Below are 21877 nucleotides of genomic sequence, written 5' to 3' on the forward strand. Positions count from 1 at the left end.
GCATATGGAGGTGCGGCACCAGAAGATGAATAGTCCATCGAAATGGCGGTTTGTCGGTTTTAAAATGTTCATTATTTATTTTGTCAGCATGACGATTTCTATTATGATAATGGGTTATCTTTCCTATAACAAAGCAAATGAAATCATTCAAGTCAACGTGGGCGGGGTCGCCCTGCAAACCGTTCAGCAAGCGAATAAACGGCTTGAAATGATTATGAAAGAATATGAAAACCGGTCATACTTCATTTTCGGCTACAGGGAATTGCAGAAAGGGATTCTGGGGGAATTCAGGGATAATTATGAAAGAATGCAGAATACCGAGCAAATTAATAAATTTTTATCCAGCTTTGCGAATTCCAAAAACGATACGGCAAATGTGTTTATTTTTGGGGAGGACGCCGCTTCTTATCACTATTCTTTGACAAGCAGCCCCACTTTCTCCGTGAGAGAACCTATTGAACCTATGAAACAGGAGCAGAATTGGTATACGAAAATAAAAGAGGCTGACGGCCGGCCGGTCTGGTTCGGAATCCGACCTTCTTTTATTCATGAAAATCGGCCGTCAGAAGAGGCTCAGCCGGTCTTTTGCTATGGGCGGGCTTTGAAGGACATATGGGGCAATGGCGAAATCATCGGTGTCCTGTTAATTGAAATCGATCCGAGCGAAATTCAACAAATTTTATCGGAAATTGATTTTAAGGCATTCGGTACTTCTATTATTGTTGACAGGAACAACATCGTTGTTGGAGATTCGGATGGCCGGAGCCTTTTGAGCCCTTTCGAACTGGAGCTGACTACTGAAACGAGCGGGATCAAACATATGGCGCTAGACGAAAAAGAGATGATGGTCGTATATGATCAAATGGCGATTAACGATTGGAAGCTTGTCGGGATGGCTCCTGCGCAGCAATTAGTGAAGGATTCCCGCGAGATTCGCTTATATACCTTTTATCTTGCTACCTTGTTCACGGTCGTTGCTGTCATCTTGGCATGGATAATCGCCCGGCAAATGCATCATCCCGTTCAGATCCTGCTCCGGTCGATGCGCAAAGCCAAAGAAGGAGATTTCGAAACTCAGATCGTGAATCATCGAAAGGACGAATTCGGTATTCTTTTTGACAGCTTCAACATAATGGTATCCAGAATCAAAAGCTTGATCAATGAGCTATACGTTCAGCGGCTTCTGAAAAAGGAAAATCAATTAAAAATGCTGGCTTCCCAAATTAATGCCCACTTTATTTACAATACGCTCGATTCGATTCATTGGATTTCCCGCATTCACAAGGTTCATGATATCAGTACGATGATATTCGGCCTGTCAAATTATTTGCGGATTAGCTTATCCGATGGAAGGGACAAGGTGACGGTAAGGGAGGCGGTATCGTTAGTCGAAAGCTATTTATCGGTCCAAAAGGTGCGTTATCAGGACAAGTTTGAAGTGAATCTGGAGGTGGATCGTGAGCTGTTGGATTATGAGGTTCTAAAATTCGTCTTTCAGCCGCTGGTAGAGAATGCGATTTACCATGGCATTGAGAGTAAGAGGGGAAAAGGACGGCTCGATATCCGTTGGATTCAAAAGGGCGGTCTTCTCTGCTTTGAGGTCATAGATGATGGTGTCGGGATCTCACCCGAGAAGCTGAGGCAGATTGAAGAAGCGCTTGAGAGCAATGATTTTACTAGAGAAGAGAATTTTGCGCTTAAAAATATTAACAGCCAGATCCAGCTTGCTTACGGCGAACAGTATGGATTGGATTTGAAAAGTGAATGGGGAGACGGCACGAAGGTGACATTGATTTTACCGTTAAGCTGAACCTGAAAAAAACCAAAAAACACACAAAAAACAAAAGCACTCTCCTTACTGGATCATAATGGAAGCGTATACAATTTAGTTAACCCGGGCGGGATGACATCCTTATTAATTTAATGACAGGGAGGCTAAAAAAATGAAAAGAAATACGGGACCAAAAGCTTGGCGGAGCAGGAAAGGGATTTCTATTATTCTCGGCTTCACCTTAGTGCTTACCTTAGTTTTGGCGGGATGCAGCAGCAAGAATGCTGTATCTGAAAGCGGTACCGACGACGAAACGGATCCTGCAAAGCCAAGCAGCGCCGAGAAGGTTACGATTGATTTTTGGTTTCCTTGGGGCGGGGATTATCAGAAGGATTTTAAAAAGTACGTTGTAGATGAATTTGAGAAAAAACACCCTAATATTAAAGTGAAGATGACGTTTGTAGAATCGTCCGGCCAGACACAGTCGTCGGATAAGCTGCTGACCGCCATTGCCGGGGGCAATCCCCCGGATGTAGCGCTGTTTGACCGCTTCCTCATTGGTTCTTGGGCTTCAAAAGGATCCTTGACCGATTTGACTGAATTTGTTGAAAGAGACGGGATATCGCCTGATGATTACTACAAAAGCGTGTGGGCCGAGAGCGTTTATGAGGATAAGGTATATGCCCTGCCTTGGGGCACCGATAACCGGGCCATGTATTACAATAAAACGCTGATGAAAAAAGCGGGCTTGGATCCAAACACCCCACCGAAGACTATGGCTGAATTGGATAAAATGGCGGAAGCCACCTTTGTTAAAGGTAAAAACGGCAAATATGACGAAATCGGCTTCATACCATGGATGAATCAAGGCTTTTTATACACGCAAGGCTGGAACTGGGGCGGCGAGTGGGAGAAGGACGGCGAGCTGACTCCGAACCATCCGCAAATCGTAAAAGCTCTGGATTGGATGGCCGGGTACGCGAAGAAATACAATATTGAAAATTTAACCAGCTTTTCGACCGCGATCGGCCAGACGGGAATGAATCCTTTCTGGACAGGGAAAGTAGCCTTTGTGTTCGACGGCAACTGGGTTTTGAACGATCTTAATAAATATAAGCCTGAATTCGAATGGGGCGTGGCGCCGATGCCGGCTGCAGAAGGCTATCCGAATGTGACTTGGGCCGGCGGTTGGTCATACGTTGTTCCGAAGGGAGCAAAGCATTCGGAGGAAGCATGGGAATTCTTGAAATTTGTGGCTCACAAGGAAGGTACGCTGTTATGGAACAAGCGCCCGACTGCAGGCAATGATATCAGCGTGATGCCTTCCGTCAATGAAGAGCTGAAGCTGTCTGAAAATCCTAACCTGAAAATATTTCTAGATATGATGCCTACCGCTTTTACAAGACCGGTAACGCCGGTGGGTTCCTTCTTATGGAATGAAACGATGCGCGTACAGGACCTGGCCATTAATGGCAAGGGTGAAGCTCAGCAGCTGCTGGATGAAGTCAAAAAGAACGTAGATGCTGAATTGGCTAAGCTTAAAAAATAGCAAACGCTAATGAAGAGGAAGGGGAGGCTGCTCATCCCCTTCTCACCTGCTGTACGCTCATCATCTGTTCTTTTAAGGAGGGAATGTTAATGGTCAAGCCCAAGAAAACACGGTTTGAGAGAAAGATGGCATTGTACGGAGTTATTTTTACTTTGCCTTGGATACTGGGGCTACTGCTGTTCCATGCCTATCCGCTTATCATGTCGATCTATTACAGCTTTACCTCTTACAGTATCCTTGACCCCGGGGAGTGGGTCGGTTTAGAGAACTATCAAACGTTGTTCCAGGATCATGTCTTCTGGGTAAGCATTTATAATACACTTTATTTTACTGTATTTTTTGTACCGATCAGTATTGTTTTCGGGGTAGGTCTTGCACTTATCTTAAACTTGAAAATCCGCGGCCAAGGCTTTTACCGGACGATGTTCTTCATGCCAAGCTTGGTGCCGCCGATCGCAACGACGATAATTTGGTTGTGGCTGCTTAATCCCCAGTTCGGACTGGTCAATCATTGGCTGGAGCAAATCGGACTTCAGGGACCCGCTTGGCTTGGTAGCGAGTATTGGTCTAAACCGTCAGTCATTCTCATGAGCTTATGGGGAGTCGGACAGTCCATTGTCATTTATCTTGCAGGCTTGCAAGATATTCCTCAGGATTATTATGATGCTGCTGATGTCGACGGCGCCAACATCATTCAGCGCTTAAAGCATATTACGCTGCCTCTTTTGACCCCGGTCATATTTTTTAACCTTATTATGGGAACGATTGGCGCCTTGCAAAACTTTGTGCTTCCCTATACCTTAACGAACGGGCAGGGAACGCCGGCTAACTCGATGATGTTCTATGTCATGTATCTTTATACGAATGGTTTCGGCTATTTGAAGATGGGATATGCATCCGCGATGGCGTGGATTCTTTTCTTGATCGTAGTGATACTGACTGCGTTAATCTTTATCTCTCAGAAACGCTGGGTCTATTATCAAGGAAAAGATTAGGGGGCGAAATCGATGAGATCTCAGCTATCCATAAAACGAATACAAAATGCATGTGCGCATGCTTTTCTTATTCTAGTCGGTCTGTTCTTCTTATTGCCGTTTATTTGGATGGTATCCACCTCATTAAAACCGGATAATGAATTGTTTCTGTGGCCGCCCAAATGGATTCCCGGCCTGCTTGTTTGGAGCAACTATCCGGATTCGGTAAACTACGTACCGTTCTTCAATTACTTAAGGAATACACTGACCATTTCCGGATTGGCGACGCTCGGCGTCTTGTTTGCCTGTCCGTTGGTAGCGTACGGAATAGCCCGTATTCCCTGGAAAGGCTCGAAGCCGCTCTTTGCCTTAACATTGATCGTTATGATGTTGCCTTATCAGGTAACGATGATTCCTATCTTTATTTTATTTAAAAATTTCGGTTGGGTCGGGACTAGCATACCGCTGTGGCTGCCTGCATTTTTCGGTGCTCCTTTCTATATATTTTTACTACGGCAGTTTTTTATGGGTCTGCCGAAGGAATTGGAGGACGCGGCACGGATAGATGGGGCGTCGGAGCTGCGCATTTATTGGGGGATCATGCTTCCGTTATGTAAACCCGCTTTGTTAACGATTGCTTTATTTCAGTTTATGGGAAGCTGGACGGATTACCAGGGACCATTGATTTATTTGTCGGATGAGAGTAAGTACACGATCATGTTGGGCCTGCAGGCCTTTAAGACCCAGCACGGGGCTGAATGGCAAATGCTAATGGCCGCCTCTGTCTTAGTTACGCTTCCGATTATTATTCTTTACTTCATCGTTCAAAGATCTTTTATTCAAGGGATTACCTTCTCAGGCATTAAATAAAAAAATAATTGCAGTTAACTGGAGGGACAGATATTGAGCAAAGTTCGGATAGGGATGATCGGAACCGGCGGCATTTCCCACTTGCATGCGCGACAATTGTTGGAATTGGATGAGGCTGAGATTACTGCTATTGCGGATCCAAATCCCGACAGCCGGGATTCGTTTGTTTCTAAGTTTGAGCTGCAGGATGTGAAGCAGTTCGATGATTATAAAGAGATGCTGGCTCAAGCCGATATGGACGCGGCTATCATTTGTTCCCCTCATACGCTTCATTTTTATCAAGCCATGGATGTGCTGGAAAGCGGCTGTCATGTGTTAATCGAAAAACCGATGACCTGTTCTTCGGAAGAAGCTGAACAATTGATCGCTGCGGCAGAACAAGCGGGGAAGCTGCTGCAGGTGTCCTATCAACGGCATTTCCAGCCGGAGTTCCTCTATATTCGTCAGGCGATTGCCGATGGTTTAATCGGTAAGCTAACATCCATTAACGCTTCGCTTTATCAGGAATGGAAGCAGATGACAACCGGTACATGGAGGCAGGTACCGGAGTTATCGGGCGGCGGGATGCTGATGGATTCCGGCAGCCACATCGTTGACGTGCTGTTATGGACAACAGGTATGACTCCGGTAGAGGTCAAGCCGCAGCTTTATCAGCAGGGGGCGCCTGTAGAAATCGATAGCTTTACGTCGATACGCTTTGCTGAAGGGGCGATAGCCGGACTGAACATTGTAGGCTGTGCTCCTTGTTGGCATGAAACCTTTATGTTTTGCGGGGAGGACGGCGCTATTTTTTACGATAATGGGAAGATCATGTTGCGCCGATTGGGTAAGGAGCCGATTATACCGAAACTGCCGCAGCAAACGACGAATCAGGACAAAAGCTTCGTCGACGCCATCTTAGGACGCCATGAAGTGATGGTACCGGGTATTTTCGCGAAAAAAGTGGTTGGTCTTACCGAGATGATTTACCAAGCTGCAGGCTATAAGCCTTATTAGGAGATAACCTATGAATTTTAAATTAGGTATGAGAATTCGGAACGGCAAGGGATTGTTAAGGCGGTCGATTAACTGGCGCTGTACTTTAAATAGTTCAAATGACACTAGTGAGCGGACTAGTGTCTTTTTTTGTTTTGCTTATCGAATTCAAGTTTATGACAAGCAATATTTGACATCCGTTTTGAGAACGATTATCATAATCATCAGATAGGTTCATTAACCCTTTAGGAGACAGAGCATATGGTTCCCTTCGATTTACCTTTATTGCAAAATCGATTCAATATCTCGTTTGAAGCATGCACGAATAAGGAAGCCAAGGAAAGTATAGCTTTGGATTCTGAAGAACATTTTGTTTACTTGCTGAAGCGATTCGGTGAAGGGTTGAATACGTCGAATAGGAGCGTAATCGGTTCACTATTCATTAAACGCTACGGCGCGTTAATTGCCGGGGGACTGTATTTATGGACGCACCATCAAATCGGGATCGATATGTCGGTGGAGAAGGTGAAAATAACGGTAAACGGCAGCGGGCTGAACTTTCATATCGCAGATCCGACCCAGTTTAATCCAGTGAAATCTATCCATGATCCGAATCGGAAAAACGATTTGTATATCGGACATTTACTTTCGGAAAACGTCCATCCCGTGTTTGCTAATACCGTGCATCTTACCGGAATCCGGGAATCAAACCTGTGGGCTACCTTATCCTATCTGCTTGCGTATTGGAAGAAGGAATGGATCAAACAGGCTGAATCAAGCGATAACCGCAAACATATTGAGAATGTTTTCCGTGCTATGTCCGAGCAAAATAAACCGGAATGGTTTCCCGGCAAGGCGGCAAACCCTATTATTAGCCGGTTTCGGAGTGTAGACGATCCGCTGCATGAAGGACAGCATATTTTGCTTCGGGCAAAATGCTGTTTAAATTACCGTCTGCCCGGTGAGGACCGCTATTGTTATACATGCCCTCTCATATCGGATGAGAAACGCATTGAGAAATATTTGGCGGCTCACGCAAGCGAACAAAAGCCAATACCGGCACAAGGGAAACCATAAGGCGCACAGAGGAAGGAGAAGCAACTTGAACGGAAAAGTCGCTTCTCCTTTTCATTGTTTAGGAACTCGAATCCGTCATGATTTTTAATGGAATATTGGGAGGGGACTATGTCTTTAACAAAAATTAGACTAACGATCGATTCTAGCGTGAAGGATGAGACGGCACGCGCCAAGCTGGCCGATCTGCATCTCGTCGTTATGGAGCAAGCGATGCGCCTTGGTATCTCCGAATACGTAAAAGTAACTCTTGAATGTAATGGCGCTTTTCAGGAGAAGGATTCGGCAGAGGAGCCGCTTTCCGGTCAAGATGAGGCGCTTCCGGCGGATCTGAGCAGCAGGCAGCAGCAAATTGCGGCCATGCTCTGTGAGCATTATTCAATAAAGCGCATTGCCGGAGAGCTTTACGTTTCTGAAAATACGGTTAAAAAGCATATTCAAAACATGAAAAAGGCGCTCGGGAGCGACAAATCAGGCGCGGATTTTATTTATATCTTAAAGCAAATGCTGAAAAAAGGAGGGAATTAGTGAAGAGCATACTCTAATTGGATAAAAGAAATTATCCGATCGGATAATTTACCAGGGACCGGGCATCGTGCTAATCTGAATATGGACATGATGATAATGATTATCAATATCACATTCTATGGTCAGTAAGGGAGATGGAAATAATGGTTTTGGTAATGAAAAAAAATGAAAAGCGGTCAGCCATTAAAAATTCGGTGGCCGAGTGTGTCGGTAATACTCCCCTGGTCCGCTTAAGCCGAATGTTCCCGCAGACGCACGTCGAAGTGATCGCGAAATTAGAGTATATGAACCCCGGAGGCAGTATGAAAGACCGCCCTGCCCGATTTATCATCGAAGAGGGATTAAGAAGCGGCGCCATCCATACGGGTACGCATATCATTGAGAGCACCTCGGGCAATCTGGGTGTAGCTTTAGCGATGATGGCACGCTTACACGGACTGTCTATCACCTGTGTGGTCGATCCCAAAATCGCCAAGACCAACCTGAACATTTTAAAGCAAATGGGCGCTAATATCGCGATGGTCGAGGAACGTGACGATCAAGGCGGGTATTTGCAGACGAGAATACGCCGGGTACAGCAGCTGCTGCAAGCCGATCCGAACGGTTTCTGGATCAATCAGTATGCCAACGATAACAATTGGCGTGCACACTATGAAGGGGCCGGCTCGGAAATAGCGGAATCGCTCGAATATGCGGATATATTTGTAGCGGGCGTCAGCACGTCCGGAAGCATCATGGGCACAAGCCGGAGGATGCGTGAAAAATATCCTCAGCTCCGGGTCGTAGCCGTTGACGCGGTCGGCTCGATTATTTTCGGAAGTCCGGCGGGGCCGCGCGAGCTGCCGGGAATAGGGGCAAGCCGCGTACCGGAGTTGTTGAACAGAGCGGAAATCAACGACGTTATCCATGTGGGCGACCGGGATTCCGCCAGAGGCTGCCGCGAGCTTCTGCTAAGCGAGGGCATTTTTGCGGGCGGGTCAACCGGCTCAGTCGTCGCGGCGATACAGAAGTTGATTATGACGCTTGAACCGGTTGCGGAAAGGCCTATTCGTATCGTTACCCTGTTTCCCGACCGCGGAGACCGCTATTTGGATCTCGTTTACAATGACGAATGGGTTGATGCACTGCCGAATCCATCCCTATAAATCGTACAGTGAGGAGCATACATAAATGAATATGAAAACAGCAGGAGGCATTGCCCAAACGGCAGCGCCTGAACAGACACGGTCCAATGACGGAGGAGCGCCAACGCTGCTTTATTTAGACAGAGAAACGATTGCCTCGCTCGGCGGAGAAAGTTCCGATCTTTATGTGGAGGCGATTGAGCAGGCGCTGACGCTGCATGCGAAGGGAGAGTACGTTCAGCCGCTTAAGCCTTACTTGCGTACCGACAGCAAAGACGGACATATCGCGGACCGCATCATCGCCATGCCTGCCCATATCGGGGGAGACACTCCTATGTCGGGTATCAAATGGATCGGGAGCAAGCACGACAATCCGCAGAGAAGAGGCCTTGAGAGGGCCAGCGGTCTTATCGCGCTTAACGATCCGCAAAGTAATTATCCGATTGCCATATTGGAGGCAGGACTAATCAGCAGCATGCGCACGGCTGCGGTGACGGCAGTCGCGGCGCGCCGTCTTGCCCGCAAAAGCTTCCGCCATGTTTCCTGTATCGGCTGCGGCCTCATAGCAAGCGCACAGCTTCGAACTCTTCTGGAGCAGTTTGCGCATATTGAAGAGCTTCATCTTTATGACGTGAACGCTGAAGCGGCGGGAAGGCTGAGAGACGAGCTTGCCTCACGTTATAGCGATATTAAAATCCATGTCGAGCAGACGGCTGAAAAGGCAGTCCGGCAAGGCGAAGTCGTCGTGACATGCACGGTGACGGATACCCCGTACATTCCATATGAATGGCTTCAGAAAGGGGTTTTTGTCAGCAATACTTCGATTATGGACGTGCAAAAAGATGTATATATAAAGGCGGATAAAGTGGTTGTGGATGATTGGGATCAATCGAACCGCGAGAAAAAAATCATCAACCAGCTAGTGCTGGAAGGCCGATTTTCCCGCGAGAGCCTATATGCGGAGCTAGGGGAAATCGTGAACGGTCAAAAAGCCGGGCGGGAATCGGATGAGGAGATTATTATTTTGAATCCGATGGGGATGGCCATTGAGGATATTTCATGCGCCCGCCATATTTACCTCAAAGCGTTGGAAGAGAAAGCGGGCATAAGCTTGAAACTTTATTAAAAAGGAGGGAGAAACCGATTTGCTAGGACATCAACTACTACCGGCCGTCGATCCGATAAGTTCCCGTTTGGCCGAGCAGGCTTCGGTTCGCGGGCTGCTCAACAGCTTTCTCCGGGAAATTGGCGCATTCGATATCAGATGTGGAGCAGCGGATTCCAGTTTATTTCCGCCGGACGAACAAGGGGAACCGTTCACGGCCATGCTTCCGCACAGCAAAAGCCGGATTGCCGGACAACTTGCTTATTATTCGCAGACCGGACAGCATCAATATAGCGGCTCGTTTTATATGTCTAATAACGGCGGCGCATTTTATCCGGTAGAGCCGGAACGTTTAATCGGAGCGATTCTTGAGGAAGTCAGCTTATACGATGAGAATATGAAACGGAGCGAAAGGCTGTCGGAACTGCGCGGGCAAATCGAGAACAGCATGCGGAAAATGCGGTTTTATATCGCCGGCGCTCTTGAACGAAGGGAGAGCGGCAAGCCCGACCGGCTTGACTACGTCGGTTCCGAACAAACGCTGCTGGAAGGCCATCCGTTCCATCCGACACCAAAGAGCTCGGAAGGCTTCTCGGACGAGGAGCTTCCGGTCTATGCCCCGGAATTCCGGGCCGCCTTTACGCTGCACTATTTTGCCGTATCCGCCGAGCTGGTCGAAGAAGAGCAGCTTGACGGTTACGGGGAAGCGTTAGCTCCTGCCGTTCTCGTTCAGGCGGAACGGATTCTAGGGGAACAATTTCCGCTTTACCGGCTCATTCCGCTCCATCCGTGGCAGGCGCAATATGTAAAGCGCGATGAGCATGTACGGCAGATGCTGCTGGAGAAACAGCTCATCGATCTCGGGCCGCTCGGCTCTCCCGTATTCCCGACCTCATCCGTTCGAACCGTGTGGGATCCGGAGCAGGGATACTTTTTTAAGCTCCCGCTGCATGTCAGAATTACGAACTTTATTCGCGAAAACACGCTCGAACAGGTGCGCCGTACGTTAGATGCGGCCAAAATTTTGAACAGCCTTGGCGTCTTTAGCAGCAGAGGCAGCTTTCAAATTTTGCCGGAAACCGGGTACCGAACCGTAGGGTGGAAGGCTTCCGCCGGAAGCCCGGACATAGATGAACGGCTTGCGGCGAGCTTCGCAGTCGTATTCCGCAAGGCTGACCAGCTTGCCGGGCGCGAAAGCCTGAACAGCTTTGTCGTAGCTTCGCTGCTCGAGAGTTTTCCGGGGGAGCGCGAACCGAAGCTGATTCAAGCGATAAGGCAATCGCATGAAGGAAGCATGCCTGATCCGAAAGAATGGCTGGCCGCTTATTTGCGCATATCGATGCTGCCGCTTCTGAAATTGTTGGCTGACAACGGAGTCAGCCTTGAAGCACATGTCCAAAACTCGCTCGTAACCATTGAGAATGGCATGCCTAGCCGATTTTACGTCAGAGATTTGGAAGGCATCAGTGTCGACCGCGGCCGTGCAGAGCATGCCGGATGGGTACAGACGCTCGTTTCCGCAGACAGTCCGGTGCTGTATTCCGAAGATGAAGCATGGTTTCGTTTGAAATACTACTTCTTCGTCAATCATTTGGGCGCATTGGTCCATACCATGGCTTATCATCACCGCATGGAGGAGGAAGGGCTGTGGACCGTTGTCCGGCGTCTCCTTGAGGATGAACAAAACGAATCAACCTGCTCTAGGCTTCGCGATTACATTGGGGATTTGCTTACTAATGAGAAGCTTCCCGCGAAAGCCAATTTGATCAGCCGTTTTCAAGAACGGGGGGAATCGCCGCTTTATGTGGATATCCCCAATCCGATTTACCATTGCAAGGAGGAGCTATGAATCATTCAAATCTATTAGAAAAATCGGATGCCGGAAAAGGCGCCGAATGGACCGATATCGTTAAGCCGGAATATATGGAAGCTGTTGAAAACCGGATTATCAGCCAATTACTAGAAACGCTATTATATGAACGGATCGTACCGTTCGAGCGCGAGAGCTTGCCGGGCGGGGAGGAGCGGTTTATCGTTCCGGTGCAGACGACGGATGGCGGTACCGCAGCCTATGTTTGTATCGGACGGATTAAGCAAAGCTTCGGCCGTATTCGAATCCGTCAAAATCCCGTAAGACGGATTGAACCAGGCGGAGTAACGACGGAAGCGCGTCTAACGGAGTTTGTAACCGAGGTGCTCGGAAATGCAGGATGCGAAGAGCGTATCCCGGTGTTTTATGACGAACTTATTCAGACGCTTCTCAAAGACACCCAGGCGCATGCTCTTCGCTCGTCCGTCCCGCTTTCCGAAACGGAAAGGTCGTATGACGCCTTGGAAGCGAATGTGCTGGATGGCCACCCCTATCATCCTTGCTACAAATCGAGGGTCGGTTTCAGCCTTGCCGATAATGCCGCATACGGTCCGGAATTTAAACCGGAAGTGAAACCCTTATGGCTGGCGGTTTCCGTTGAAGAATGCCGTTTGTCCCATTCCAGTTCGGTTGACTACGCGGCATTCATTCGGAGGGAGCTGGGCGAAGATACGCTTATGCGCTTTCAAGAAAAGATCAAAGAAGCAGGAGGAGAGCCGGAAGCATTCACGCTGCTCGCGGTTCATCCGTGGCAGTGGAGAGAGATCATCGGCGCGGCATTTTACCGTAATATCGCCGAAGGACGAATCATTGCGCTCGGCGAAGGCGGAGATTCGTACCTGCCGCAGCAATCGATCCGCACGCTCTCGAACGCGACATCTCCGTATAAAGCCTATCTGAAGCTGCCGCTCAGCATTACGAATACGTCAACAGGCCGGATACTGGCCCGCCATACGATTTTGAATGCCCCGCTCATTTCCGACTGGCTTCACGGACTCATTGACGGCGATCCGGTTGCGGTGAAGACCAACGTTGTTCTTCTTCGCGAAGTGGCGGGTGCGGCGTTCGACCATGAAACGCTGCCGGAGCTTGCGCAGGCGAAAGCGTATGGAACGCTTGGCGTTATTTGGAGGGAAAGCCTGCACGGTTACTTGTCCAAGGGGGAAGAGGCCGTGCCGTTTAACGGGCTATGCCATGTCGAAGCGACCGGCCGTCCGCTTATCGCTGCATGGATCGAACGGTATGGGGTTCTCGAATGGACGGAGGCGCTCATCAGGTCTTCCGTAGTTCCGCTCATTCATATGCTTTATGCGCATGGGGTGGCGCTGGAATCGCATGCTCAAAATATGATTTTGATTCATAAGGACGGTAAACCGGAACGTGTGGCGCTCAAGGATTTTCACGACGGAATTCGTTTCTCACGCCGCCATCTGGCTGATCCGGACGCTTGCCCGACACTGCATCCGGTACCGTCTCACCATCCGAAAATAAACCGCAACTCGTTTATCGAAACGGACGATCCGGCCGTCGTGCGCGATTTTGTCCACGATGCGTTCTTCTTCATTAATCTTGCCGAGCTCTGCATGTTTCTGGAAGAGCGTTTCGGCCAAGAAGAAACGGCATTTTGGCGAATTGTGGCGAAGGTCATTCGTGAATATCAGCGGGAGCATCCGCAGCACCGCAAACGGTTTGAACAGTTCGATCTGTTTGCAGATACGATTCAGGTTGAGCAGCTGACGAAACGGCGTCTGTTCGGCGATTCGGAGTTCCGCATGCATGACGTTCCCAATCCTCTTAGCCATTTTCGCTAAAAAGGAGGCAAACGCATGTTGAAGGAGAACCGGTTGAAGCGGAAGCTGGGCGGAGGACATCTCGTATTTGGACTCTTTTGTTCCATTCCGTCCCCAGTCGTTGTCGAGATGATCGGATGCGCGGATTATGATTTTGTCATTATTGATACGGAGCATGTGCTGGTTAATCCGGAAACGCTGGAACATATGATCCGGGCTGCCGAAGCAGCCGGTATTACAGCGCTCGTACGCGTTTCCGAACTGAATCCGAAAGAAATTTTGCGGGCGCTTGACGGAGGCGCTGGGGGCATCGTCGTGCCATCCGTGGAGAACAAGGAGCAAGCGGAGCTGGCCGTACGCGCCTGCCGGTATTATCCGTACGGCACAAGAAGTCTCAACGGCGGTCGGCCGGGGGCATTCGGCAAGCATGATCTGGCTGCCTATATTGAGCGGGCCAACGAAGAAATTATGGTCGTGCCGATGATAGAAAGCCGGGAGGGCGTAGAGCGGGCGGATGAAATTTTATCCGTTCCCGGCATTGATTTGGTGCTTGAGGGAGCCGCGGACTTGTCGCAATCTTATGGCGTGCCTTGGCAGATGCGCTCACCGCTCGTCCGCGAGGGATTGCTTCAAGCACATGCCGCAGCTAAGCGGAATGGCGTTCCGTATTGTGCGATCCCGCGCGCCGCCGAAGATATCGGGGATTGGCGCGAAAGAGGGGTTCGCGCGTTCGTGCTGGGCGACGAGAGGGGCATTTCGTTCCGGGCGCTGCGCGGGCATCTTCATACATTTTCAGAATTAGCGCGGAAAGGAAACAACAATGAATAATGTGATAACGGCAAATAAAGTCGTCAATTTTATCGAGCAATGGCCGCAGACACGAACGGAACCGGTTTGCGCGTTCATTTACGATTTACAGGCGCTGCGGGAGCATGCGGCCTTCCGAGTGCAATCGCTGCCGAAGCAGTGCCGGTTGTTTTACGCAGTCAAGGCCAATTCGGATATCGAGATTCTGAAGCAGCTGACCGGAATCGTTCACGGGTTTGAAGCCGCTTCTCTCGGTGAGATCCGCAAGATCAGGGAAGTTTCGTCAAGCGTTCCAATTTTGTTTGGGGGACCGGGAAAGACGGATCTGGAGCTTGCCGGCGCGATTGAGCACCGGGTCAGTCTGATCCATGCGGAAAGCGTACACGAGCTGCAGCGCATCAATCTTATCGCACAGCAGCGCGGAACGACTGTTCAGGTTCTGCTGAGGGTTAACCTCCATTCTTCCTTTCCCGAAGCGACGCTTTCGATGGGCGGAAGGCCGACTCAGTTCGGAATCGATGAAGAGGAAGTCCCGGAAGCGATCCGCCTCGCTTTGTCATTGCCTGCCATCAAGCTGGAAGGTTTCCATCTGCACTCGATCTCCAATAATCTGGACGCAAAGCGCCACGCTGAGCTGGTCTCCCTATACTTTTCACGCGTCCGGCAGTGGGCCGAGGAATTCGGCTTGACTGTTTCCGTCCTGAATGCGGGCGGCGGCATCGGAGTGAACTATGCGGATCTCGAGCGCCAGTTCGATTGGGATACATTCACGCGTGAACTGCAGAACGTGCTTGACGAACAGGCGTGGGACGGACTGCAGCTGCTGTTTGAGCCGGGAAGGTACATAACGGCTGCTTGCGGCTGGTATGCGTCCCAGGTTATAGACATCAAGCGCAATCATGGCAAACACTACGCGATCGTCCGCGGCGGCACGAACCATTTCCGTCTGCCGGTATCCTGGCAGCACAGCCACCCGTTTGAAATCATTCCTCTTCCGCACTGGCCGTACCCTATTCCGAGAACGGAGCTGGAAGATGCCGAAGTAACGGTCGTCGGCCAGCTCTGTACTCCGAAGGATGTGCTCGCTAAAGATGCGCGCGTTCCACGGCTGCGGATCGGGGATGTGGTCTTATTCCGCTATGCGGGAGCCTATGGGTGGTCGATTTCGCATCATGACTTTTTAAGCCATCCGCATCCCGAGCACGTATACCTGGTGTAAATTTGCGGAGCGGCGAGAGGAGAGCCATATGATTGATTGGGTGACGGTCAGGGGCGAAGACGAAGGGATAACGGGCATGCGAAGTGATCATGCGCTTGCCCAAGCATCGTCCGATGTGCTGACCGATTTGATTAACGCCTTATTGGCGGAAGAACTGCTGTCCGAAGACGGCAATGGCCGTGCAGCAGCGGTTAGCGAGCTGCCGCCGCCGCTGCGTGGCGCCTATCTTGCGAACGATGCCGGCAGCCCGAAGAAGCTCGTGTTCCACCGGGAGGTTCGAGGCAGAGAAGATTACAGCCTCCTTATTCCGGTCGAAGCGGCCTTCCATCAGACGTATTTCTTTCGCGGCGGCGATAGAGTTATTCAAGCGAAGTCGGGAAAGAACGGCAACGTTACCCTGAGGAGCTTGGATCTGGAAGCTCTATTAGAGGTGTTGGCCGAATGCTGGAACGAATCGTTAGCGGCAAAATACGATTACACGCATTTTTTTGAACAGATCCGCCTCTCGGCAAGTCATAAGGCGTTATCGCTGCAGGCGCAAACGTCAAACGGCGGGAGGCCGCCGGTATTTCCGGCCCCCTTGCTGGAGCTGGAACAGTGGTCCGCGCTGAGGGATCGTCCGTTTCACCCGGCGGCGAAAGCGAAGGAAGGATGGGACGATAAGGAATACGTCAGGTACAGTGCGGAATACGGCGGGACCTTCCCGCTGCAGTGGATTGCGTTAAGACGTGACGTCATGCTGTCCGGAGACGGCGCGGAGGGGCAGGAGCCCGCCGATTTTCTCCTGTCCGCGGAAGAACGGGGGAGGCTTAAGGCTGCCTTCGAACGGCTCGGATTAAGCAGAGACAATTATGCGGCGCTGCCGGTTCACCCTTGGCAGATGGAGCGGCTGCTGCCCCGGGAGCTGGAGCGCGAGTTAGAGGCCGGAGTATACGTCCCGCTAGGGATTGCGTCCGGCGAATATGCTGCTACGTCTTCGGCCCGTTCGCTGGCGCCCCCAGGCGGAGGACAGCATGTCAAAGTGCCGCTCGGGATCGTATCGCTCGGGGCTATTCGATCGCTTCCGGCACTTTATATGACGAACGGCGACCGGGGGCAGCGGCTGCTTCACCGGCTGCGGGCTGTTGATGAAACGTTGTCCGGGCGGCTTTTCCTGTGCGATGAAACGGCTTGGTGGGCTTACTTGCCTATAGCCGGAGACTGGTTTGACGACCGCCCGCGGCATCTGTCCTGTCAGATTCGCCGGTATCCGGGGCATTTGCTGTCCAATCAAACGATCCAGCTCGTACCGATGTCGGCGTTTTCCGTTTACGAAGCCGGGGCGGAGGGCCATTTGTTCGACTCTTGGATGGAATTGCGGGGCATGCAACGAGGCGCGAAGTCGGTTTTGCAGCTATTCGGCGAATTATGCGGCGAATATTTGAATCTTTGCATGCGCATGCTGCGCTTCGGTGTTCTGCCCGAAGTGCATGGACAAAATGTGCTGCTTGTACTGGATCAAGGAAAGCCGGCTGGACTTCTGCTCCGCGATCACGATACGGTTCGTCTTCATATCCCCTGGCTTACTAGATACGGTATTGCCGATCCTGAATATATCGTTAAACCCGACCGGCCAAATTCGCTGTACAACGAAACTCCGGAGCAATTGCTCTTCTATTTGCAAACTCTCGGCATTCAGGTCAGTTTGTATGCGATTGCCGAATCGCTCGCTAGGTGCTACCGAATGGAAGAGGATTCGCTCTGGCAGGTCATGCGCGGCAGTTTGGAGCATGCGGTATCATGTGCAGGGTGGCCGGACGAGGATCGGAAAACGGTAGAGGAGCTGTTGTTCGAGAAGGAAACTTGGCCGTGGAAACAAATTGTGACGCCGCTGCTGAAGCAGCAGGGCGGACCGGGGGGAAGTATGCCGTCGGGAAGCGGACTGGCCCCGAATCCGTTTATAAAACTGAGTAATCGCGGGCTGACGGTAAAATGAGCGGTTTTTCGAATTGGAAAAGCACCTTGCGTCTGCTGTGGGGCGGTCATTTTTTATCAACCGCCAGTTTGACGGCGATCGCCCCGTTCTTGCCCATGTATATGGAGGAAATGGGAGAGAAGGAAGATGTTTTACTATGGAGCGGGCTGGCATTGGCGGCGCCGGCTCTTTCGTATGCGCTGACGGCGCCCCTTTGGGGCAAGCTTGGGGACAGGATCGGCAGAAAGTGGATGGTCGTTCGGGCGCTGGTGGGCATATCGGTCGTACTTATCGCGATGGGATTCGCCCAAACGCCGGCGCAGATGCTGCTGCTTCGGCTGCTGCAAGGGTTGTTCGGCGGCGTTGTGGATGCCGGTGCCGCATTTGCCGGGGGCGCAGTTCCGGATAACGAACGGGGAAAAGCGCTTGGGAAGCTGGAGGGGGCGGTTGCGGCCGGTTCGTTTGCAGGACCGCTGATCTTCGGACTGTTCTGGGGTTTTATCGGCTTTCGCGCATTGCTATTGCTGTTTGGAGTCTTACTGATGGCATGGTCGATGATTGCTGCGTTCGGATTAAAAGAAATCGGCAGGAAGCGGGAAAATGTTACGAAGCCGGCGGGTATTTTTGATGTTCTTCGCCAACTGCTTGCCGACCGCAGATGCAGCGCATTTATGTTAGCCGGGATATGCGTCAATATCGGGGCTTACGGTTTGGTTTCCGTATTTGCGCCCCATGTGAAGCAAATGGTGGGAGATTCTGGCGGCGCGGCCATGTGGATAGGCATACTGCAAGGCGTAACCTGGGCCGCATCTTGGGCGGCGGCTTCCTGGTGGGGGAGGCGGAACGACACTGTCCCGGTCGAACGCAACTTCGCTTGGGCTGCCGCGCTTTGCTGCTCAGCCGTTATGCTGCAGGCAGCCGTTTCCAGTCCCGAGTGGTTGGTCGCGCTGCGATTGCTGCAGGGCTTTGGGTTCAGCGCGCTGCTGCAATCCGTATTTCTCGTGGTCTGCCGGACATCAAGCGCGGATAACCGGGGAACGAGCATCGGTTCGGCCAGCAGCGTTCTCGTCATCGGTCAAATTGCCGGCCCGCTGACGGGAGGGCTGCTTGCCGGTTGGTTCAGCCCAGCTTTCGTCTTTATTCAATTCGGCGCGTTTTTCGGACTGGGCGCGCTTATGGTGGTGGCTGCGTCCAGGACCGCGCTCGATTTACCGGTAAAAGGAGCAAGCAGATGAATCATATATCGGATTATATTCAAAGCAGGAAAAGCAGGCATCCGGGCGAGCCATTCAACGCGTTTATATACGATCTTGGCGAGCTTAAACGAAACGCAGCGCGTATCGTTGCGTCATTGCCTGCCGGAGCTAAATATTTTTACGCGATTAAAGCCAATTCGGACAAAAAAATGATCGAAACCCTTCTGCCTATTGTGGATGGTTTCGAAGTCGCCTCGCTGGGAGAAGCGGAAAAAGTTCGTGAAATATCCGGCAGCGCCGACATCATTTTCGGAGGTCCGGGAAAGACGGACGTTGAAATCGAAAACGCGCTGCGCCTTCGGGTATCTTTACTCCATGTCGAAAGCATTTCAGAGCTGCATAGGACGAATTGGATTGCTGACCGATTAGGCATGAAAGCCAACATTTTGCTGCGGGTTAATCTGCGCGGTCCGCTGCCTTCAGGCACGCTGCAAATGTGCGGCGTACCGTCGCAATTCGGAATCGACGAAGCGGATATTCCTCAAGCGATAGAGATTACCGGAAGCTGTCCGAACGTTTCGCTGCGGGGATTCCATTTTCATTCGCTGTCCAATCAGCTTGATGCGCCACAGCATGCGGCTATGGTCGGGCATTATGTGGAACGCGCTAGAAAGTGGCAGACTCAGTACGGCTTCGACTTGCGCTATGTGAATGCCGGCGGGGGAATCGGAATCAACTATGAGAAGTTGGAAGCGACTTTCGATTGGGACACATTTGTCCGGCTTCTTGGGCATATCATCGAAAAGGAACCCGAAGGAAATGCCCGGTGTCCGGAGATTCTGTTCGAGTGCGGGAGATATACGGCTGCTTCTTGCGGTTATTACGCCGCGGAAGTGCTGGATATCAAGAAAATCGGGGATTCAAGCTTTGCGGTCATAAACGGAGGACTCCATCAGTTTTTACTGCCCGGGGCATGGAAACACCGGCACCCGTTCTTCATCGTACCGGTCGATGGATGGCTCTATCCTTTGTCCAGAATTGAAATCAATGACCAGCCAGTGACGATTGTCGGCCGAATGAACAGCCCTCGCGACATCTTGGCACGAAATGAAAATGTCGCCAGACTCCGAATCGGGGATGTAGTCGTATTTCCGTATGCAGGGGCATACGGATGGTCGATTTCCGCACATGATTTCAGCAGTCTGGAGCACCCTGAGTTTTTGTATATGTCTTAGCCAAAATAAAGCAGCCGCCGCGCAAAACGATTCGTATGTTTGCCTGCGGTTGCTTTATTTTGCAGCGTCATTACATCTGTAGCCCTCGAGGGATTTACCCCGGCCCTTAAAGGGAGTTTAAACACCCAAACCCTGAAGGGCTTTTACACCTAAACCCTGAAGGGCTTTCGAACCCACCCAAACCCTCCCTTCCAAGGGAGGGCCCCGAGGGTTGCACCCTCTGGACACCCGCAATTGGACTAACGTAGGAGATTCTGCGAGTTCGCGTGTGTAGTCTGAGAGTGGAACGCTTTTGTCCCTGCGGGACACGCTCTACTTTTGGTGCGCTTGTGTCACCTGGACACATGAGTAACGCGAGAGATTCTGCGAGTTCTCGTGTGTAGTCTAAGCGTGGAACGCTTTTGTCCCTGCGGGACACGCTTTACTTTTGGTGCGCTTGTGTCACCTGGAACATGAGTAACGCGTGATACTCTGCGAGTTCGCGTGTGTCGTTTGAGCGTGGAACGCTTTTGTCCCTGCGGGACACGCTTTACTTTTGGTGCGCTTGTGTCACCTGGACACATGAGTAACGCGAGAGATTCTGCGTGTTCTCGTGTGTAGTCTAAACGTGGAACGCTTTTGTCCCTGGGGGACACGCTCTACTTTTGGTGCGCTTGTGTCACCTGGACACATGAGTAACGCGAGAGATTCTGCGTGTTCGCTTGTGTAGTCTGAGAGTGGAACGCTTTTATCCCTGTGGGACAGCTTTACTTTTGGTTCGCTTTGTCACCTGGACACATGAGTGACGCGAGAGATTCTGCGAGTTCGCGTGTGTAGTCTAAGCGTGGAAAGCTTTTGTCCCTGCGGGACACTGCTTACTTTTAAGTGGCCTGAGGCTGCTTAGGAGAACTAAAGGCTGGCCGTTGGCGGTTCCGGCATTTCTATAGATCGCGTGTTCGGCAAGAATGAATTTGATAATCATTATCAAATTTTTGTTGATAATCATTATCATTTGTTTTAAGATAGAAATTGTTGAAATTTACATAACGATGAGGGGGAAATCTCGGGTGAATCGATTGAAGGTAATGGCTGTCCTTGTGGGCATCTGCATTCTGGCCGGATGCGGATCGGTATCCGAAAATAAAGAAATTACGGAAGATCAGACGGCAACGACGGTTACAAATGATTCCGGATCAAGCACGAATGACGGGGAGAATAAGGAAGGACAGATAAATGAACCGTCTGGGAAAGTGACCGAAACAGCGGCAGAAGTAAAAGAAGCCGAAGCAGCAAATACGGCAAAAGACGCAAATGAAGCAACCGAAGCAACCGAAGCGAAAGAAACCGTTAAAAAGGAAGAAATAGAAGAGCCCAAAGAATCCAAACCAACCCAAGAGGTTAAAGAAGCAATTGCTGCGAATAAAGCGGCAAATGCAGCTGTTAAGGGTTCGATCATGAATAATAATGAGCCGGATGCGCCTGCCGCAAAAGATGCCGGCAACGCCGAAATGGAAACGGCTGTGAAGGAGATCAGATCGCTTGCGAAAGATTTAAAGCAAGCGGCTGAGAACGGCAATACCGAGGAAATAAAAGCGATTGCCGGCCAAATCATTCAGGCTTGGGACGCCTTGAAATCCGATATTAAATCGGACGTTCCGGATATGTATACGTTCCTTGACGAGAAAATCACGGTGCTGGCCGAGCAAACAAATGCGTCAGAAATCGATATGGAAGCTGTCATACAGATTGATTATCAACTCTATCAAGGGTTTAGACAATTAGCCGAAAAGCTGGGCATTGAATAATAAGCTAAAACGGAAAAATTAACTCTTGACAGATAGACAATACAAGATTATG

The 21877-nt window shown here is 50.6% G+C and carries 17 protein-coding genes; all 17 read left to right on the forward strand.

The window, feature by feature from the left end; translation table 11 throughout:
* Window positions 1–25 precede the first annotated feature (25 nt).
* The 17 genes from DFP97_RS24305 to DFP97_RS24385 all read left to right on the forward strand — a co-directional run bounded on the left by DFP97_RS24305 (window position 26) and on the right by DFP97_RS24385 (window position 21825).
* Entirely contained in the window at window positions 26–1810 is a 1785-nt protein-coding gene (locus DFP97_RS24305) for a cache domain-containing sensor histidine kinase (protein ID WP_181873664.1), read from the forward strand.
* A 133-nt stretch (window positions 1811–1943) separates the two neighbouring features.
* Window positions 1944–3320, forward strand: a complete 1377-nt coding sequence (locus DFP97_RS24310) for an ABC transporter substrate-binding protein (protein ID WP_114383209.1) — start codon at window positions 1944–1946, stop codon at window positions 3318–3320.
* Between the two features lie 89 nt (window positions 3321–3409).
* The gene (locus tag DFP97_RS24315; protein WP_114383211.1) at window positions 3410–4315 is read left to right on the forward strand and encodes a carbohydrate ABC transporter permease; all 906 of its coding nucleotides are present in this window, start codon (window positions 3410–3412) and stop codon (window positions 4313–4315) included.
* Window positions 4316–4327: 12 nt separating this feature from the next.
* Window positions 4328–5164: a carbohydrate ABC transporter permease gene (locus DFP97_RS24320; RefSeq protein ID WP_114383213.1), complete on the forward strand. Its 837-nt coding sequence runs from the start codon at window positions 4328–4330 to the stop codon at window positions 5162–5164.
* 33 nt (window positions 5165–5197) lie between these two features.
* Window positions 5198–6160 carry a Gfo/Idh/MocA family protein gene (locus DFP97_RS24325; protein WP_114383215.1) on the forward strand — a complete coding sequence of 321 codons (963 nt, stop codon included), beginning with the start codon at window positions 5198–5200 and terminating at the stop codon, window positions 6158–6160.
* 240 nt (window positions 6161–6400) lie between these two features.
* Complete coding sequence (locus DFP97_RS24330) at window positions 6401–7216, forward strand: (2Fe-2S)-binding protein (RefSeq protein ID WP_114383217.1); 816 nt, start codon at window positions 6401–6403, stop codon at window positions 7214–7216.
* Between the two features lie 108 nt (window positions 7217–7324).
* The gene (locus DFP97_RS24335) at window positions 7325–7741 is read left to right on the forward strand and encodes a response regulator transcription factor (protein ID WP_181873665.1); all 417 of its coding nucleotides are present in this window, start codon (window positions 7325–7327) and stop codon (window positions 7739–7741) included.
* A 143-nt stretch (window positions 7742–7884) separates the two neighbouring features.
* A complete protein-coding gene (gene sbnA / locus DFP97_RS24340; protein WP_425453557.1) occupies window positions 7885–8886 on the forward strand; it encodes a 2,3-diaminopropionate biosynthesis protein SbnA in 1002 nt (333 codons plus the stop codon).
* A gap of 25 nt (window positions 8887–8911) precedes the next feature.
* Window positions 8912–9991, forward strand: a complete 1080-nt coding sequence (gene sbnB, locus DFP97_RS24345; protein ID WP_245976578.1) for a 2,3-diaminopropionate biosynthesis protein SbnB — start codon at window positions 8912–8914, stop codon at window positions 9989–9991.
* A 19-nt stretch (window positions 9992–10010) separates the two neighbouring features.
* Window positions 10011–11819, forward strand: coding sequence for an IucA/IucC family protein (locus DFP97_RS24350; protein WP_114383220.1), 1809 nt, complete (start codon window positions 10011–10013; stop codon window positions 11817–11819).
* Entirely contained in the window at window positions 11816–13651 is a 1836-nt protein-coding gene (locus tag DFP97_RS24355) for an IucA/IucC family protein (protein ID WP_114383222.1), read from the forward strand. Before DFP97_RS24350 ends, DFP97_RS24355 begins: the two co-directional genes overlap by 4 nt.
* Window positions 13652–13666: 15 nt before the next feature.
* Complete coding sequence (locus DFP97_RS24360; RefSeq protein ID WP_114383224.1) at window positions 13667–14458, forward strand: HpcH/HpaI aldolase family protein; 792 nt, start codon at window positions 13667–13669, stop codon at window positions 14456–14458.
* Window positions 14451–15656, forward strand: coding sequence for a type III PLP-dependent enzyme (locus DFP97_RS24365; protein ID WP_114383226.1), 1206 nt, complete (start codon window positions 14451–14453; stop codon window positions 15654–15656). Before DFP97_RS24360 ends, DFP97_RS24365 begins: the two co-directional genes overlap by 8 nt.
* Window positions 15657–15684: 28 nt before the next feature.
* On the forward strand, window positions 15685–17631 hold the full coding sequence (locus tag DFP97_RS24370; protein ID WP_114383228.1) for an IucA/IucC family protein: 1947 nt from the start codon (window positions 15685–15687) through the stop codon (window positions 17629–17631).
* Complete coding sequence (locus DFP97_RS24375) at window positions 17628–18845, forward strand: MFS transporter (RefSeq protein WP_114383230.1); 1218 nt, start codon at window positions 17628–17630, stop codon at window positions 18843–18845. Before DFP97_RS24370 ends, DFP97_RS24375 begins: the two co-directional genes overlap by 4 nt.
* The gene (locus tag DFP97_RS24380) at window positions 18842–20041 is read left to right on the forward strand and encodes a type III PLP-dependent enzyme (RefSeq protein WP_114383231.1); all 1200 of its coding nucleotides are present in this window, start codon (window positions 18842–18844) and stop codon (window positions 20039–20041) included. The genes DFP97_RS24375 and DFP97_RS24380 overlap by 4 nt, the downstream gene beginning before the upstream one ends.
* A gap of 1046 nt (window positions 20042–21087) precedes the next feature.
* The gene (locus tag DFP97_RS24385; protein ID WP_114383233.1) at window positions 21088–21825 is read left to right on the forward strand and encodes a hypothetical protein; all 738 of its coding nucleotides are present in this window, start codon (window positions 21088–21090) and stop codon (window positions 21823–21825) included.
* Window positions 21826–21877: the final 52 nt, after the last annotated feature.

The sequence above is a fragment of the Paenibacillus prosopidis genome, from assembly GCF_003337375.1.
GTDB classification, from domain to species: Bacteria; Bacillota; Bacilli; order Paenibacillales; family Paenibacillaceae; genus Pristimantibacillus; species Pristimantibacillus prosopidis.